The organism is Calidifontibacter terrae (assembly GCF_054778835.1).
Map to the genome: position 1 here is coordinate 31,779 of NZ_BAAGZF010000006.1, position 15,148 is coordinate 46,926.

13 protein-coding genes, 1 tRNA gene and 2 pseudogenes are annotated in these 15,148 nt (G+C 65.6%); 4 read left to right on the forward strand and 12 right to left on the reverse strand.

Translation table 11 applies throughout. From position 1 onward, the window contains the following. Window positions 1-55: 55 nt before the first annotated feature. Genes ACYU98_RS08345 through ACYU98_RS08365 form a run of 5 tightly spaced genes read right to left on the reverse strand, consistent with a single transcriptional unit; the run spans window position 56 to window position 3,905 of the window. Window positions 56-634: a hypothetical protein gene (locus ACYU98_RS08345; protein ID WP_460467749.1), complete on the reverse strand. Its 579-nt coding sequence runs from the start codon at window positions 632-634 to the stop codon at window positions 56-58. Next, the gene (locus tag ACYU98_RS08350) at window positions 634-1,803 is read right to left on the reverse strand and encodes a glycosyltransferase family 4 protein (RefSeq protein WP_460467750.1); all 1,170 of its coding nucleotides are present in this window, start codon (window positions 1,801-1,803) and stop codon (window positions 634-636) included. The genes ACYU98_RS08345 and ACYU98_RS08350 overlap by 1 nt, the downstream gene beginning before the upstream one ends. Further along, on the reverse strand, window positions 1,800-2,711 hold the full coding sequence (locus ACYU98_RS08355; protein WP_460467751.1) for a phosphatidylinositol mannoside acyltransferase: 912 nt from the start codon (window positions 2,709-2,711) through the stop codon (window positions 1,800-1,802). Before ACYU98_RS08355 ends, ACYU98_RS08350 begins: the two co-directional genes overlap by 4 nt. Continuing rightward, window positions 2,708-3,334 carry a phosphatidylinositol phosphate synthase gene (gene pgsA, locus ACYU98_RS08360; RefSeq protein WP_460467752.1) on the reverse strand — a complete coding sequence of 209 codons (627 nt, stop codon included), beginning with the start codon at window positions 3,332-3,334 and terminating at the stop codon, window positions 2,708-2,710. The genes ACYU98_RS08355 and pgsA overlap by 4 nt, the downstream gene beginning before the upstream one ends. A gap of 28 nt (window positions 3,335-3,362) precedes the next feature. Next, on the reverse strand, window positions 3,363-3,905 hold the full coding sequence (locus tag ACYU98_RS08365) for an HIT family protein (RefSeq protein ID WP_460467753.1): 543 nt from the start codon (window positions 3,903-3,905) through the stop codon (window positions 3,363-3,365). A gap of 79 nt (window positions 3,906-3,984) precedes the next feature. Between ACYU98_RS08365 and ACYU98_RS08370 the strand changes: the two genes are divergently transcribed. Then, window positions 3,985-4,425, forward strand: coding sequence for a nitroreductase family deazaflavin-dependent oxidoreductase (locus ACYU98_RS08370; protein ID WP_460467754.1), 441 nt, complete (start codon window positions 3,985-3,987; stop codon window positions 4,423-4,425). On the opposite strand, the gene ACYU98_RS08375 is transcribed toward ACYU98_RS08370, so the two are convergent. From ACYU98_RS08375 to ACYU98_RS08395, 5 genes and pseudogenes are all read right to left on the reverse strand, one after another. Further along, a complete protein-coding gene (locus tag ACYU98_RS08375; RefSeq protein ID WP_460467755.1) occupies window positions 4,397-5,098 on the reverse strand; it encodes a gamma-glutamyl-gamma-aminobutyrate hydrolase family protein in 702 nt (233 codons plus the stop codon). The two genes, ACYU98_RS08370 and ACYU98_RS08375, sit on opposite strands and share 29 nt — an antisense overlap. A 10-nt stretch (window positions 5,099-5,108) precedes the next feature. Beyond that, a complete protein-coding gene (locus tag ACYU98_RS08380) occupies window positions 5,109-5,561 on the reverse strand; it encodes a GNAT family N-acetyltransferase (protein ID WP_460467756.1) in 453 nt (150 codons plus the stop codon). Window positions 5,562-5,595: 34 nt separating this feature from the next. Then, window positions 5,596-7,041: pseudogene (locus ACYU98_RS08385) on the reverse strand (sugar porter family MFS transporter); the annotation flags it as partial. A 329-nt stretch (window positions 7,042-7,370) separates the two neighbouring features. After that, entirely contained in the window at window positions 7,371-9,374 is a 2,004-nt protein-coding gene (thrS, locus tag ACYU98_RS08390) for a threonine--tRNA ligase (RefSeq protein WP_460467757.1), read from the reverse strand. 168 nt (window positions 9,375-9,542) lie between these two features. Then, window positions 9,543-9,902 carry an antitoxin gene (locus ACYU98_RS08395; RefSeq protein ID WP_460467758.1) on the reverse strand — a complete coding sequence of 120 codons (360 nt, stop codon included), beginning with the start codon at window positions 9,900-9,902 and terminating at the stop codon, window positions 9,543-9,545. 194 nt (window positions 9,903-10,096) lie between these two features. Here ACYU98_RS08395 and ACYU98_RS08400 point away from each other — a divergent pair, with 194 nt between their 5' ends. Beyond that, on the forward strand, window positions 10,097-10,897 hold the full coding sequence (locus ACYU98_RS08400; protein WP_460467759.1) for a COG4705 family protein: 801 nt from the start codon (window positions 10,097-10,099) through the stop codon (window positions 10,895-10,897). 12 nt (window positions 10,898-10,909) lie between these two features. Here the strand turns inward: ACYU98_RS08400 and ACYU98_RS08405 are convergent, their stop codons facing one another. Beyond that, a complete protein-coding gene (locus ACYU98_RS08405) occupies window positions 10,910-12,586 on the reverse strand; it encodes a serine/threonine-protein kinase (RefSeq protein ID WP_460467760.1) in 1,677 nt (558 codons plus the stop codon). A gap of 332 nt (window positions 12,587-12,918) precedes the next feature. Here ACYU98_RS08405 and ACYU98_RS08410 point away from each other — a divergent pair. After that, window positions 12,919-13,387, forward strand: a pseudogene (locus ACYU98_RS08410) (transposase); the annotation flags it as partial. A 256-nt stretch (window positions 13,388-13,643) separates the two neighbouring features. Continuing rightward, a protein-coding gene (locus ACYU98_RS08415) for an IS3 family transposase (protein WP_460467761.1) occupies window positions 13,644-14,839 on the forward strand; the annotation gives its coding sequence in 2 pieces (ribosomal slippage) (window positions 13,644-13,916 and window positions 13,919-14,839; 1,194 coding nt in all). Between the two features lie 216 nt (window positions 14,840-15,055). On the opposite strand, the gene ACYU98_RS08420 is transcribed toward ACYU98_RS08415, so the two are convergent. Next, window positions 15,056-15,132, reverse strand: a tRNA-Val gene (locus ACYU98_RS08420). Between the last annotated feature and the right edge of the window lie 16 nt (window positions 15,133-15,148).

Here is a 15,148-nt window from a genome sequence, read left to right on the forward strand (position 1 = left end):
GCAGCTACCTGCCAAATTCTGCGCTATGACACTTTGCGGACGCGGCAGATTGGCGTCAGGGCTCGACCAGCTCCGGCAGTTCGCTGTCGAAGTCGACCACCTGAGGCATCGAGGTGCGCCCAGCCAGTCGGAACACCCGCACCAGCGGCTGGGTTCGCACCCTGCGCACCGCGCGTACGGCGTCATCGTGGAACGCGCGAGCCAGCACCACCCGACGGTTTGCCTGCTCGACCCGGCGAACGGCGGCCTCTCCCCCGGGAATCTGCTGCAGCTCCCGCACAGCCTCACCGGCAAGCGTCGCTCGTACGGTGTCAGTCAGCTCCGATTCGATCTGCGCCCGATCGGCGTCGACGCCGTGTTCGCGCACCTCAACGTGAACCTCTGCTGCGTCCGAGGCATCCAGCGATCGGGTCGCAGCCTCGGCCAGCAACATCGAACTCGCCGGATCGAGGCTGCCGGAGTGGGCCAACTCCATGACCGTCTCGGCCCGTCGAACCAGTTGCGCGTCGAGCGCAGAGACCGAGCCCTCGACGCGGCCGTGCAGGCGGTCGAGGCGAGCAGCCGTGTAGGAGAGATACCACGCGACCAGCGCCAAAACGGCCACCGCGAGTACGACCCAGAACCAGACCCGCATCACACGTTCCCTCTCCACCATCGAACCGGACGAACTTCGGCCGACACCGGCGCCGGCGCGGAGGCCGAGCGGACGGTCTCGTAGACATCGAACACGTCGGCGGCCACTCGGGACCAGTCGAAACGCCGCGCGCGCCTGCTGCCATTTGCGGCCAACTGACCGCGTTGTTCGCGATCGAGCAGCAGGTCGCCGACCACCGCGGCCAAATCGGCGGAGTCCTCATTGCTGAACATCGCCCCCGCCCAGCCGTCTTCCAGGACCGCGCGGAACGCCGGGATATCGCTGGCAATCACCGGGGCGCCGGCGCTCATCGCCTCGACCAGGATGATGCCGAAGCTCTCGCCACCTGTATTGGGTGCGACATAGCAGTCGGCGGACCGCAGGAAGGACCGCTTTTCGGCGTCGCTGATCGCGCCGAGGAACTCACAGGCGGCGACCACCGAGTCCGGATGGCCGTGCAAGACCGCCGCTTGGTCGCCCGGGCCGGCGATCAGCAGGCGTACGCCGGGGATTCGCTGCTGGATCATCGGCAGCGCGTGCAGCAGCACCTGCAGGCCTTTGCGCGATTCCTCGATGCGACCGAGGAAAGCGATCGTCGGTCGCTCGGGGCTGCCACGCCACGCGTCGATCGGTTGCGCGCTGGCGAAGCTGTCGACGTAGACGCCATTGGGGATCACCACCGCATCGCCCTGGATATGTTCGCGGACGAACCGGCGCGCCATCTGCGACACCGCGATCCGCCCCTGCAGCTTCTCCAGCCCCGGTTGCAGTATCGGTCCGACCGCCATCAGGGCGCGGGAGCGGTCATTGCTGGTGTGGAAGGTGCCGACCAACGGGCCCTCGGCGGCCCACATCGCCAGCATCGACACGCTCGGGCTGATCGGTTCGTGGATGTGCAACACGTCGAACCGGCCGCGGTCGATCCATCTGCTGACCCGCCCCGCGGTGACCGGACCGAAGGTGAGACGAGCCACCGAACCGTTGTAACGGACCGGAACAGCGCTGCCGGCGCTGACGACGTACGCCGGCAGTTCGGCTTCGGGTTCCGCCGGCGCCAGCACCTCGACGTAATGGCCATGCGAGATGAGGTACTCCGCGAGGTCGCGGACGTGCAGTTGCACTCCCCCGGGAACGTCGAAGGAGTAAGGGCTGACCAGGCCGATCCTCACCGCAGCGGGTCCAGGTCATCCAGGAACACCCGCTGCATCATGTGCCAGTCCTCGGTTTTTTCGGCGATAGCTGCGCCGAGCCCGTCGATGCACTGCTGGGTCATCGCCCGCACCTGCTCCGCGCGATCCGCGTCGGGAACTGTCACCCGGGGACCGAATCGGGCGATCACGCGCTGCATCGAGCGGCCGGGGATCGGTTCATAGGTCACCGAGAGTGGGAACAACGCGGCGCCGGTGTCGAGCGCGAGTCGCGCCGGGCCGGTGGCTGCTTTGACCCGATGGCCCAGCATTTCGACCTCGACCCCGTGGCTGGTCAGGTCGCGGTCGGCCAGCAACGGCACGAAGCCGCCCTCGTTGAGTGCCTCGATCAGCTGCGGATAGGGATTCTCATCGCCGGTGAGGGCCAGAATCCGCATGCCGAGCGACTCTCGGAACGCCAGGAACTCCCGGAAGAGCTCCTCGGGTTCGAGCCGTTCGGCCACCGTGGTGACCTTCGCAAAGTGGGTGGTCGACCAGGCGCCGGCCATATCCCAGTTGCCCATGTGGCCCAGGAACAGCACGATCGGCTCCCCGCGAGCCACGATCGCGCGACCCTCCTCGTCGCCGGTGAGTTCGACGGCACCAGCCAACTCCCGCGCGGAGAGGACCGGCAGCCGGAACGCGTCGCACCAGTAGCGCAGATAAGACCGAACCCCGGCGCGCACCAGCGCGTCGAGTTCGCGCTCACCCAGCTCCGGGCGTACGCGGGCGTAGTTGGAGCGCATGCGTCGCACGCTCTTGCCGCCACGGGCTGCGGTGCGGTCGGCGATCGCGTCGAACAGGGCGTACGCGGGTCGTTCCGGGAGGGTTCGGACCAGACGCCAAGCCGCACGAAACCCGGCAACCTGGGCGCGATCGGCGAGACTCACAGCGGCTTGCCGAGTGCCTGTTTGCGGACGGTGAGCATGCGCTGCAGGACGGTGATGAAGCTGGCGACCGCGAGCAACGCCAGGACAGTCCCGAGGATCCAGACCTCCCACTGCTTCAGGAACCAGCCGCACAATCCGGTCGTGACCAGCACGGCGACCAGCCGGTCAGCGCGCTCGGCGATGCCGACGTTGGCGGTCATGCCCAAGCCCTCGGCCCGCGCCTTGGCATAAGACACCACGCTGCCCAGGATCAGGCAGGCGAGGGCGAGGCCGGCCATGACCATGTTGTGGCCTTCGGTGCCGGCGTAATAGATGACCAGGGCGCCGAAAATCGCGGCGTCACCGACGCGGTCGAGGGTCGAGTCGAGGTAGGCACCCCACAGGCTCGAACGCCCCGACATGCGCGCCATCAGCCCGTCGACCGTGTCGCTGAACACGAAAGCGGTGATCACGAGCGTGCCCAAGAAGAACTGGTGGCGTGGGTAGAAGGCCAGCGCGCCGAAGCAAACGCCGAGCGTTCCGATGATGGTGACCACGTCGGGACTGATGCCGAGTTTCAGCAGCAGTCTGGCGACGGGAGTGAGAATCTTGGAGAAGAAAGCTCGGGCGTACTTGTTCAGCATGGTGGGTCGAGGGTACCTACTGCGCAGTTCAGTTGTTCGGCCATGCCGCGGCGAGCCGCGAACGGGCGTCCTCCAGCAGCTGCGGCAGCGCCTTGGTCTGAGCCACCACCGGCAGGAAGTTCATGTCGCCCGCCCAGCGCGGAACGATGTGTTGGTGCAGGTGGGCGGCCACCCCGGCGCCGGCGACTTCGCCCTGGTTCATGCCGAGGTTGAAGCCCTGCGGATTGGAGACCACCTGCAACGCCTGCAGGCCTTGCTTGGTCAGCGCGGTGAACTCCTGCGTCTCCTCATCGGTCAGGTCGAGGTAGAGCGGAACGTGCCGATAGGGACAGACCAACAGATGACCGGGGTTGTAGGGGAACAGGTTCATCACCACGAAGCAATGAGTGCCGCGGTGCACGATCAGGCCCTGCGCGTCGTCCTTTTTCGGCGCAGCGCAGAACGGGCAGGCTTCGTCGTCGGTGTCCTCGGGTTTGTCGGCCTCGATGTAGGCCATCCGGTGAGGTGTCCACAGACGGTCGAAACCATCGGGCACCCCGGCGAAACTCGACGCGGGTTCACTCTGAGTCACGCCACGATCCTAGGGGCCGGGAATAGCCGCCGCCCTGCGGCAGGTTGCCCGGAAGGTCCGTTCGACACAAGGAGTCAACATGCCGTTGCAGGGTGAGTTCGCGAAAGAGAAGACCGGGTGGGTCGCAGACCAGCTCGCGAAGATCGATGAGGCTGGCACCACCGAGGTCGCCGACGTGATGGGAATGTCCGTTGTGGTGTTCACCATCCGCGGCCGCAAGTCCGGTCTGCTGCGCCGCGTTCCGCTCATGCGGGTCGAACACGACGGTGCCTACACCGCGGTTGCTTCCAAGGGCGGCGCCCCGGAGCACCCCGTCTGGTACGGCAACCTCAAGGCCAACCCTGAGGTTGAGGTTCAGGATGGCGACCAGCACTTCGACGGTGTCGCCCGGGAGCTTTCCGGCGCTGAGCGCGATCAGTGGTGGGAGCGCGCGGTCGCTGCCTATCCCCCGTACGCCGAATATCAGACCAAGACCGACCGGCTGATCCCGGTCATGCTGATCGAGACGAAGCAGCGCTGACCAACCACCGGAACGGCGCCAACTGCGCCGGGTCGGTCCCGCATTGCAGCTCGGGGTGCCATTGCACCCCGAGCCACGCGTTCTGCCGGTGCTCGATCGCCTCGACCTGGCCGTCCTGGGTGCGGGCGGTCGCCCGCAGCCCGTCACCGAGTCGGCCGACCACTTGGTGATGCAGGCTGCGACCCTCCCAGGAGGGCGCGCCGATGAGTCGCTCGATGAGGGAGTCCGGCTCACACACCATGATCGGGTGGGTTGAGTCACGATGCTCAACGCTGGTCTCCTCGAGGTGCTGCACCAAGTCACCGCCGAGCGCCACGTTCAACGACTGCATCCCGCGGCAGATGCCCAGCACTGGCAGTTGTCGCTGGAGAGCGGCGGCCAGGATCGCGGTGTCCGCCCGGTCCTGCTCGGGCGACACCTGGTTCAACTTCGGGTGAGGCTGTTGACCGTAGAGGGCCGGGTCTGAGTCTCCACCGCCCGGCATCAGCAACGCGTCAGCCAGGTCGAGCGACTCCGCGAGCAGATCGCCCCCTTCAACCGCGATCATCACCGGCAGGCCGCCTGCGGCGACGATCGCGGTTGCCACGGCGCGGCGCACCTCCAGACCGACGACCTTCTCGTCTTTGTCGTCGGAGGTGTAGCGCGCAGCAACGGCGATGACGGGGCGTTTCATGACGCCGACCCTACGACCGGCGCACCATCAGTCGCTCGTTCGGTGCCTCGAAGCCGAGCCGTTCGTAGAGGCTGCGCGCTTTAGGTTCGGCATTGAGTTGGTAGCGCTCGATTGCATGGACATCGCCCCACGCGATCATGTCGGTCAGCATTCGTTCGGCGACTTTCTGCCCGCGCGCCGCGGGCACCACAAAGACGTTCTTCACGTGGAGCCAGCCAGTGGTCGGTCGGCAGAGGCTGGGCAGCTTGCGGATCCAACTGGTCACCACGAAGCCGACGGCCGACCCGTCCGGCGCGAAGGCCAGCCAGGTCGGCAGGTGGTCGAAGTCGGCGAGCCAGGCGTCGGCGAACTCAGGGATGAAGCCCGCCCGGTTGGTCCCGGCGTACTCCACGTCGGCTTGGAGCGTCAGCGCACCAAGGATCAGAGCGTGGTCACGCTCGGCCTGGACGATGCGTACGGTCATGCACGCATCGAAGCACACGGGCCAGCCATCGGTCTCAGGTCGCGGGCTTCTCGTGCAGCGTGGTGCCGGTCATCGACTCCAACTCAGCGCCGGCCGTTTCCGGGATCTGACTCTTGACGAAGAAGAACGACACGAGGGCGAAGAACGCGTAACCGCCGTAGATGAAGCCGAGCCCGACTCGGTCGGAGAGCCAGGGGAACGACACGGACACGATGAAGTTGCAGATCCAGTTGGCTGCCGCGCCGATCGCGAGAGCGTACGCACGCTGCCGGTTGGGGAACATCTCGCCCAGCAACACCCAGACGATCGGACCCCAGGTCGCGGCGAAGAAGATCACGAACAGGTTCGCGCCGATCAGTGCGACGACACCCCACGGCTCGGGAAGGGAGATGTTGTCGCCGCTGCCGACCTGGTTGAAGAACGCCAGTGAGGCCATTCCCAAACCGACCAACATGCCGATCGAACCGATCAGCAGCAACCGGCGGCGGCCGAAGCGGTCGACGAACAGGATCGCGACGAAGGTCAACACCACGTTGATCACCGAGGTGATGACCGAGGTGATGAACGAGTCCGACTCGCTGAAACCGACCGACTTCCAAAGAGTGGTCGAGTAGTAGAAGATCGCGTTGATGCCGACCAGCTGTTGCAGTCCGGCCAGCGCAATTCCGACCCAGACCAGGCGCTTCAAGCCGAAGAAGTCACCGCGGATGTCCTTGAAGCTCGCGCGGTCCTCCTGGCTGATGGTGGTGCGGATCTCGGCGATCTTGGCGTGCGCGTCGCGCTCGCCCATGTCGTGCAAAATGTGCTCGGCCTGCTCTTCCTTGCCCTCACGGACCAGGTAGCGCGGCGATTCGGGCAACCCCATCGCCAGCAGGGCGTAGACGATCGCCGGGACGGCGCCGACCAAGAACATCCAGCGCCACGCGGCCAGACCGAGCCAGGTTTCGTGACTGGCGTCGCCGGCAATATTCGCGATGAGGGTGTCCGACAACAGGGCCGCGAAGATTCCGACGGTGATCGCCAACTGGTGCAAGGAGGTCAGCCCGCCGCGCATCCGCGCCGGCGCAATCTCGGAGATGTACGCCGGTGAAATCACCGAGGCGATCCCGATCCCCAGGCCACCCACCACGCGCCACACCATCAGTTGGTAGACCCCGCCGGCGAAGCCGGCCCCGATGGAGCTGATCAAGAACAGGGCCGCCCCGACCAGCATGACCGGCTTGCGGCCGAAGCGGTCGGCCAGACCACCGGCGTACCAAGCACCAACAGCGCAGCCGAGCAACGCGATCGCAACCGTGAAGCCCTTGATACCGGATCCGAGTTGAAACCCGCTGCCGATCGCGTCCACTGCGCCGTTGATGACGGCCGAGTCAAAACCGAAGAGGAAGGCACCGACTGCGGCCGACAGGCTCGCGGCAATCACCTTCCCGCGACTGGCTGGTGACGTTGTCGATTGTGCGCTCATCGCCTGCTCCTCCTGCTGCGTCGTAGCACTTTCCGGGGGCCGACGTTACTCCGCGCGCAGGCTCCGGTGGTGCCCGGAGTCAGGGGAGATCGTGCTGTCTCACAACGCACTTCGCACTACTCAGATGGCTGCGATGGTGCCAGTCGTCAGGGTTGGCTGCAACGCGGGACCGAACCGAGCGTTGTGGTTGAGGTATACCTCGCTGCCCTCTTCGAAGCCGCAAAAGCTCCAGTAGCAGTAAGGGATTCCGAGCGCGCGCAGAACGACACTGATGTCCTCGGACGCGGTCGCCGGGACCGTCTGCTCGAGGTGTTCCTCACCGAGCGCCTCGATCAGCTCCTAGTTCAGCTGAGGTCGTCAGCCGTATTGATCTGCTTCTTCTGGTCAATCGCGTTGCGCACCAAGGTGATGGCGTCCTCGATCGACACCCCGTTGCGCTGCGAACCGTCGCGGAAGCGGAAGGACACCGCGTTGTTGCTGCGGTCCTCCTCCCCGGCGATCAACACGAACGGCGCCTTGCCCTTGGAGGCGTTACGAATCTTCTTCGGGAACCGGTCATCGCTCTCGTCGAGTTCGACGCGGACGCCCTGCGCTTTCATCATCGACAGGACGTCCCAGAGGTAGTCGTTGTATTCCTCGGCAACGGGAACACCCAACACCTGGACCGGAGAAAGCCACACCGGGAACGCGCCGGCGTAGTGCTCGACGAGCACCCCGAAGAAACGCTCGATCGACCCGAATTTCGCCGAGTGGATCATCACCGGCTGCTGACGGGTGCCGTCGGCAGCCTGGAACTCCAGACCGAACCGCTCGGGCTGGTTGAAGTCGTACTGGATCGTCGACATCTGCCACGTACGGCCGATCGCGTCGCGCGCCTGCACCGAGATCTTCGGGCCGTAGAACGCAGCGCCGCCGGGGTCAGCGACCAGTTCGAGACCGGAGTCAGTCGCCACCTTTTCCAGAACGTCGGTGGCCACCTTCCACTGCTCGTCGGATCCGATGAACTTGTCCTTCTTGTCGCCGACCTCATCACGGGTCGACAGTTCGAGGTAAAAGTCATCGAGCCCGAAGTCGCGCAGCAGGCTGAGCACGAAGTTCAGCAGGTGCTTGATCTCATCGGGCGCCTGCTCGGCGGTGACATAGGAGTGAGAGTCGTCCTGCGTCATGCCGCGCACCCGGGTCAGGCCGTGGACCACGCCCGACTTCTCGTAGCGATAGACCGACCCGAACTCGAAGAAGCGCAGCGGCAGTTCCCGGTAGGAGCGACCGCGCGACTTGAAGATCAGGTTGTGCATCGGGCAGTTCATCGCCTTCAGCTGATACTTCGCGCCCTCGAGTTCCATCGGCGGGAACATCGTGTCGGCGTAATAGGGCAGGTGGCCAGAGGTGTGGAACAGCCCGTCCTTGGTGATGTGCGGGGTGCCGACGTAGTCGAATCCCTCTTGGATGTGCCGCGCGCGGACGTAGTCCTCCATCTCCCGCTTGATCACGCCACCGCGGGGGTGGAAGACCGGTAGGCCGGAACCGAGTTCGTCGGGGAAGGAGAACAGGTCGAGTTCGGCGCCCAGCTTGCGGTGGTCGCGCTTCTCGGCCTCGGCCAAGCGATCGAGGTAGACCTTGAGGTCGTCCTTGCTGGCCCAGGCGGTGCCGTAGACACGCTGCAGCTGCGGGTTCTTCTCCGACCCGCGCCAGTAGGCGCCGCCCGAGCGCAGCAACTTGAACGCATTGCCGAGCAACTTGGTCGACGGAACGTGCGGTCCGCGACACAGGTCGCCCCAGGCGCGCGAACCATCGCGGCGCAGGTTGTCGTAGATCGTCAGCTCACCGGCGCCAACCTCGGCGTCGGCACCTTCTGCGGCGTCGGCGGCGCTGCCTTTGAGCCCGATCAGTTCGATCTTGTACGGCTCCGCGGCCAGTTCCGCGCGCGCCTCGTCGTCGGAGACGACCCGGCGGGAGAAGGTCTGGCCCTCGTTGACGATCTTCTGCATCGCCTTCTCGAGGGCCTTGAGGTCCTCTGGCGTGAACGGCTTCTCCACGTCGAAGTCGTAGTAGAAGCCGTCGGTGATCGGCGGACCGATTCCGAGCTTGGCCTCGGGGTTCACCTGCTGCACGGCTTGAGCGAGAACGTGGGCGGCCGAGTGTCGCAGGATGTTCAGCCCGTCTTGCTGGCTGAGGTCAACGGGTTCAACGTTCGCGCCAGCAGGCACCTCACGGAAGAGGTCCTGCAGCGCGCCGTCTACCCGCATCGCCACGACGGTGCGGTCGCCGCCGAACAGGTCGGAGCCGGTAGTGCCCTGGTCCACCTGTCGCTCGCTTCCGGCGATGGACACGGTGATCTGGTCGGACACGTGGTGCTCCTAGCAAAAGGTCGGGAATGAACGCTCTCAGGCTATCCGCAGCGGCGCCGGCTCCACGACCCGATATCGCCCACGCGAGAGGCCCGCAGACGCTGGGTGCGTCCGCGGGCCTCCTGCGAACCGGGTTGATCCCCGGATCAGTCGCTGTTTTGTGGTTGATCAGTCAATCGGGCCGGGACGGTCGATCGGGTCGGGCGATGCGATCGGGTCGCGGACCTCGCCAACCTTGCGACCGGCTTCGTCAGCGGCTGACGACGGGGTTCCGGCGTGGCCGGCGTCGGTCAGCGGCTTGCTGTGAGCACCCTTTTGCACCGTCTCCTCGACCTTGTCGCTCGCCTTGGAGATCTTGTCGGCGTACTTGCCCTTGGTGACCTTGTCGGCCGCGCCAGCAACCTTGTCGATGCCGCCGCGAATCTTGTCAGGGTTTTCCTTGGCAGTCTGCTTCGCCTTCTCGACTCCGTCGACTGCGACCTTCTGGGCCTTGTTGAACAGGTTCTTCGCCTGGTCGAACTTCGACATGTTCCTTCTCCTCCTGGGGACGATCAATCAGTCGGTGCAACGTCCGGTGGGACGTTCTTGCTCCCAGCATGCCGCGGAAGGAACGCCCAGGGGCACCTCCGCCCCGAGGATGTGTGACAGCTCCCGGCCCGCTCCCAGCGTTCTTCCAGGCTTCACGGACGAAGTCGCCAGCAGGCGCCGGTAGTTTGCGGCGCATGCCGACGACCACCGACCTCACGGCCACCACCGACATTCCCTCCGTACGCTCCCTGCTGCCGAAGGTGCCGCATGTCGCGGCCGCGTTCTGGGTCGTGAAATTGCTGACGACCGGGATGGGCGAGGCGATCTCGGACTGGCTGGTTGGCATCAGCCAGTACGCCGCTGTCGTGGTCGGCTTCGTGGGTTTCGTCGTGATGATCACCCTGCAGTTGCGGGCGCAGCGCTACCGCCCCGTTCTCTACTGGGGAACAGTGGCCATGGTCGCGGTCTTCGGCACCATGGCAGCCGACGCCGTACACGTCGTTCTCGGTGTCCCCTACGCCGTCACCACCGCTGCTTACGCCCTCGCGGTCGCGGTGGTGCTCATCGCGTGGCAGCGCGTCGAGGGATCAATCTCGATCCACTCCGTCACGACTCGCCGTCGCGAAATCTTTTACTGGGCAACGGTGCTCGCCACCTTCGCGCTCGGCACTGCCGCGGGAGACCTGGCCGCATTCACCCTCCACCTGGGCTACCTCGCCTCCGACGGTGTCTTCGCGCTCGCGATGTTGGTGCCGCTGATCGGCTGGCGCAGCGGAGTCCTCGGGCCGGTCGCCTCGTTCTGGACCGCTTATGTTCTGACCCGCCCGCTGGGCGCATCGTTCGCGGACTGGTTCGCCAAGCCGTCGACCAAAGCAGGCGGCCTGGGCTTCACGGACGCGGCTGTTTCACTGATCGCGCTCGCGGTGTTTGCCGTGTTCGTCGCGTGGTTGCAGCGCAGCGGAGCCGACCAGCCGAAGGCGGGCGAACCGGCCTGACGTTCGTCGCGCTCAGACGATCAGTCGCCGGGTAGCGCTTGTGTCGGCGTAGTAATAACAGTGCTCGATCTGCGCATCCCAACGATAAAAGTGGCCAACCGGGTGGCTTCCGTCCAAGAATTTCCCGTACGGCGACCCGGCCGAAGCGGTTGCATAGGGCTTGACGGCGGCGCAAAGACCGGCCTCATCCGGGTCCGCCACGGTGGTCGGGGCATAGACCGTGTAGATCTGCTGGCCGTCTTTGATCGAGCGGATCGAGCCGCAGGACGGGCGCATGTAGGACGCTCCCGGGAACTGCGCCAAGGCCGCGGTCACGTCGCTGCGCTGCTGGTCCACCGAATTGGAGGCCGAGCTATGCAGGACGACCACGCCTGCGCCGCCGCAGCCGGGGGCTGAGATCGACTGGGCGAGTCCGAGGTCCCCTCCGGGGCCGACGGACTCCGAACTGCTGGAGCTGGTGGGGCTGCTCGTCCTGCTGGCGGTGCTACTGGAACTGGTGGAAGTGCTGCTGGATGTCTCGGTCTGGCTCTTGATGATGACCGGTGGATTCGCCGGCGTCGATGGCGGGCTGCTGGGGCTACTGGCCGTCGATGAGGGCGGGCTGGATGTCGGCCTGGTCGACGAGCTGGCACCTCCGTCCGTGCTCGTCATGATTGTCGATCCCACCGTGTTCGGAGTAGGGCTGCTGTTCGGCCACACCAACACCGCAACAGTCGCGGCCGCCGCGACAGCGACCAGCGCGAACGTCCCGACCCACACCGCTTTATTTCGACCTGTTGCGATTCCCGCGGCCGAGGTCCCCGTGGCGCGGCCCTTCGTACGGTCGACCTTGGTCACCAGAGTTGATGCCTCAGGTGCCATCGTTGCCACTCGCTCGAGCGCTGCGACCATCGCGCCGGCTGAGGACCAGCGATGCGTCGGATCGACCGCAAGGCCGCGGCGGATCACCCGGTCGACCGCCTCAGATAGCTCTGGGTTCAGGACGCGCAGCGAGGGACGCGGTTGGGTGAAGTGTGCGGCGATCAGGGCTGCGGTCGTACGAGCATCGAATGCCTTTGCGCCACAGAGCATTTCGTAAATGGTGCAGGCGAAGGCGTAGACGTCGCTGCGTTCATCGGCGCGCGCACCGTCGAACTGCTCGGGCGACAGGTAAGACATCGAGCCGACGACCGTCCCTTGGCCGGTCGAGCTGTTCACCTCTTCGACCGCGCGGGCGATCCCGAAGTCGGTGACGACCGCGGCCGGTTGGCCCGAGGTCGGCAGCAGGATGTTGGCCGGTTTGATGTCGCGGTGGATGACGCCGTTCGCATGGGCGTGGTCGATCGCATCGGCGACCGCGCGCGCGATTCGCAGCGCGTCGGCGACGGACATCGGCCCCGCGCGGCGCAGTCGGGCGAGCAGGTCCTCCCCTTCCACAAACCGCATCGCGATCCAGAGTCGGCCGCCGTCCTGGCCGCGGTCGACAACATCGATCACGGACGGATGGTCTAGTCGCGCAACGGTTTCGGCCTCGCGCAGGAACCGCTGCTGGGCATCGGGGACGTCGACGCTGCCCGTCCGCAGAATCTTCAGCGCGACCCGGCGCGGCAGCCGCGGATGCTCGGCCAACCAGACCTCACCCATGCCGCCCGTGCCAAGGGATCGGAGCAGGCGGTAGCCGCCGATGACACCCTGCTCCCCCGGCTCCATCGCTCTCCCCTGACGGTCGTTTCGACCAATCTAGGTGTGGGAGCGGGCGGCTGACCGGAGTTCGGTCCGGATCGTGATGCGACCGACCGACCGTCGAGTCAAAGGGACGGATTTTGAAGGGTGGACCTCATCGTTCACTACTCGAAACAGCATCGTCACTACGACGCCATCCCGGAGATCGAGCAGGTCGACTGTCGCCGACCGCCTTCGGATCAAGCTCGGTCGTGGCTGCCCCACGCCCTGTCCCAGCGCCTGACCGACGACGACAGGGAAGCGATTGTGGCGGCATATACAGTCGGCGAGTCCGCAGCGACACTCGCGCAGCAGTCCCGACCGTCGCCCGGGTCGCTGAAGGGCTCGGCGTTGCGTGGGACACCGCCAACGACGCCGTGTTGGCCGAGGGGCACCGCGTCCTGACCGACGATCCGAGCAGGTTCGACGGCGTCACCACCATCGGGGTCGATGAGCACGTGTGGCGCCACACTCGCCACGGTGATAAGTACGTGACCGTCATCACCGACCTGACACCAGTGCGTAACGGCACTGGCCCAGCACGGTTGCTCGACATGATCCAGGGCCGCTCCAAAGCAGTCTTCAAGAGCTGGCTATAAGCGTGCAGCTGATGTTCTCGCCTTCTTCGACCGGCCCGGCACCAGCAACGGCCCCACCGAGGCGATCAACGGCCGCCTCGAGCACCTACGTGGCAGCGCTCTCGGCTTCCGCAATCTGACCCACTACATCGCAAGGAGCCTGCTCGAAGCCGGCGTCTCCAGGGCACAACTACACCCTCGTTTGGGATGAGCCGGTTACCGCCGCGTGGGGACCTTTCGTCGAGACTATGCGCCAGGATAGATAGACGCCCCTACTCCTCTCCGGAGAGTATCCCCGCGCAAAAATACGATGACCGCGAACACTAAGCAACACACACCAAATAGAAGCATTGCGACCGCAACCCCGAAGTCGGACCAAACCGACCCCGTCAGAATCCGGGACTGCTGCACGAGTTGGTGACATCTGAACTGTGGTGCCGAACGGCGCCGCTGGAAGGATGTGCACTGTGCCCAAGCCCTACCCCAAAGAATTCCGTGACGACGTTGTCCGCGTCGCCCGTAACCGCGAGCCGGGTCAGCAGCTGAAACAGGTCGCCGCGGACTTCGGGATCAGCGAGTCCTGTTTGACGAACTGGTTGAAGCAAGCTGACGTCGAAGATGGCGTGAAGCCGGGAACGACCGCGGCCGAGAACGCCGAGCTGCGCGAGGCCAGGAAGCGGATTCGGTTGCTGGAGCAGGAGAACGAGGTGTTACGTCGGGCCGCGGCGTACTTGTCGCAGGCCAACATCGGCCCAAAATGATGTACCCGCTCGTCCGTGAGCTGGCCGTCGACGGGATCCCCGTGACGGTGACGTGTCGGGTGTTGAAGATCGCCAGGGCGCCGTACTACCGGTGGCTGCAGGCACCGGTCGCCGCGACAGATCTGATCGCCGCTTGCCGGGCGAACGCGTTGTTCGACGCGCATCGCGACGACCCGGAGTTCGGGTATCGGTATCTGGTCGAGGAGGCCGCCGACGCGGGCGAGGTCATGGCGCAGCGGACCGCGTGGGCGATCTGCTCCCGGCAGGGCTGGTGGTCGGTGTTCGGGAAGCCCAAGCGGGGCAAGAAGAGCAAGAAGGCCGGCCCGCCGGTGCACGACGATCGGTGCGCCGTGCTCGACCAGCACGGCGTGACCCGGCACGTCTTCACCGCAGACGCACCCAACCGGTTGTGGCTGGCTGACATCACCGAGCACCACACCGGCGAGGGAAAGCTGTACTTGTGCGCGATCAAGGACGTCTACTCCAACCGGATCGTGGGCTACTCGATCGACTCACGGATGAAGTCTCGGCTCGCGGTTACCGCGCTGGAGAACGCGGTCGCTCGGCGCGGTGACGTGGCTGGTTGCGTCCTGCACACCGACCGCGGGTCGCAGTTCCGCAGCCGTAAGCATGTCCGTGCGCTCAGCCGGCACGACATGGTCGGATCGATGGGCCGGGTCGGTGCCTGCGGGGACAACGCAGCGATGGAGAGCTTCTTCTCGCTGTTGCAGAAGAACGTCCTGGACCGCCGCTCCTGGGCCACCCGAGACGAGCTTCGGGTCGCGATTGTCACCTGGATCGAACGGACCTACCACCGCCGCCGGCGGCAGGACGCGCTCGACCGATTGACCCCCATCGAGTTCGAGACCATCATGACCACATCAGCCACTCAGGCAGCGTGACCGAACCTGTCACCTATCCGTGCAGCAGTCCCGTCGTCAACGACCCCTTCCTCACGCTCCTGGACGTCCACACCGAGTGGCTCCGTATCGAGTCAACCTACCGAGGCACAAAAACAGGAAAGCGCCTCGCTGTTCGCGAGGCGCTCCTAACCTGGGATGAACCGAACCATGCCACCCGCGACGTTTCGGATGTCGTTGGTTCGAGTAGGACGGTTCTGGTGGATGTAAAGGGACTCGAACCCCTGACCTCTCGCGTGTGAAGCGAACGCTCTAACCAACTGAGCTATACATCCGGGTCTGGCACTGCGA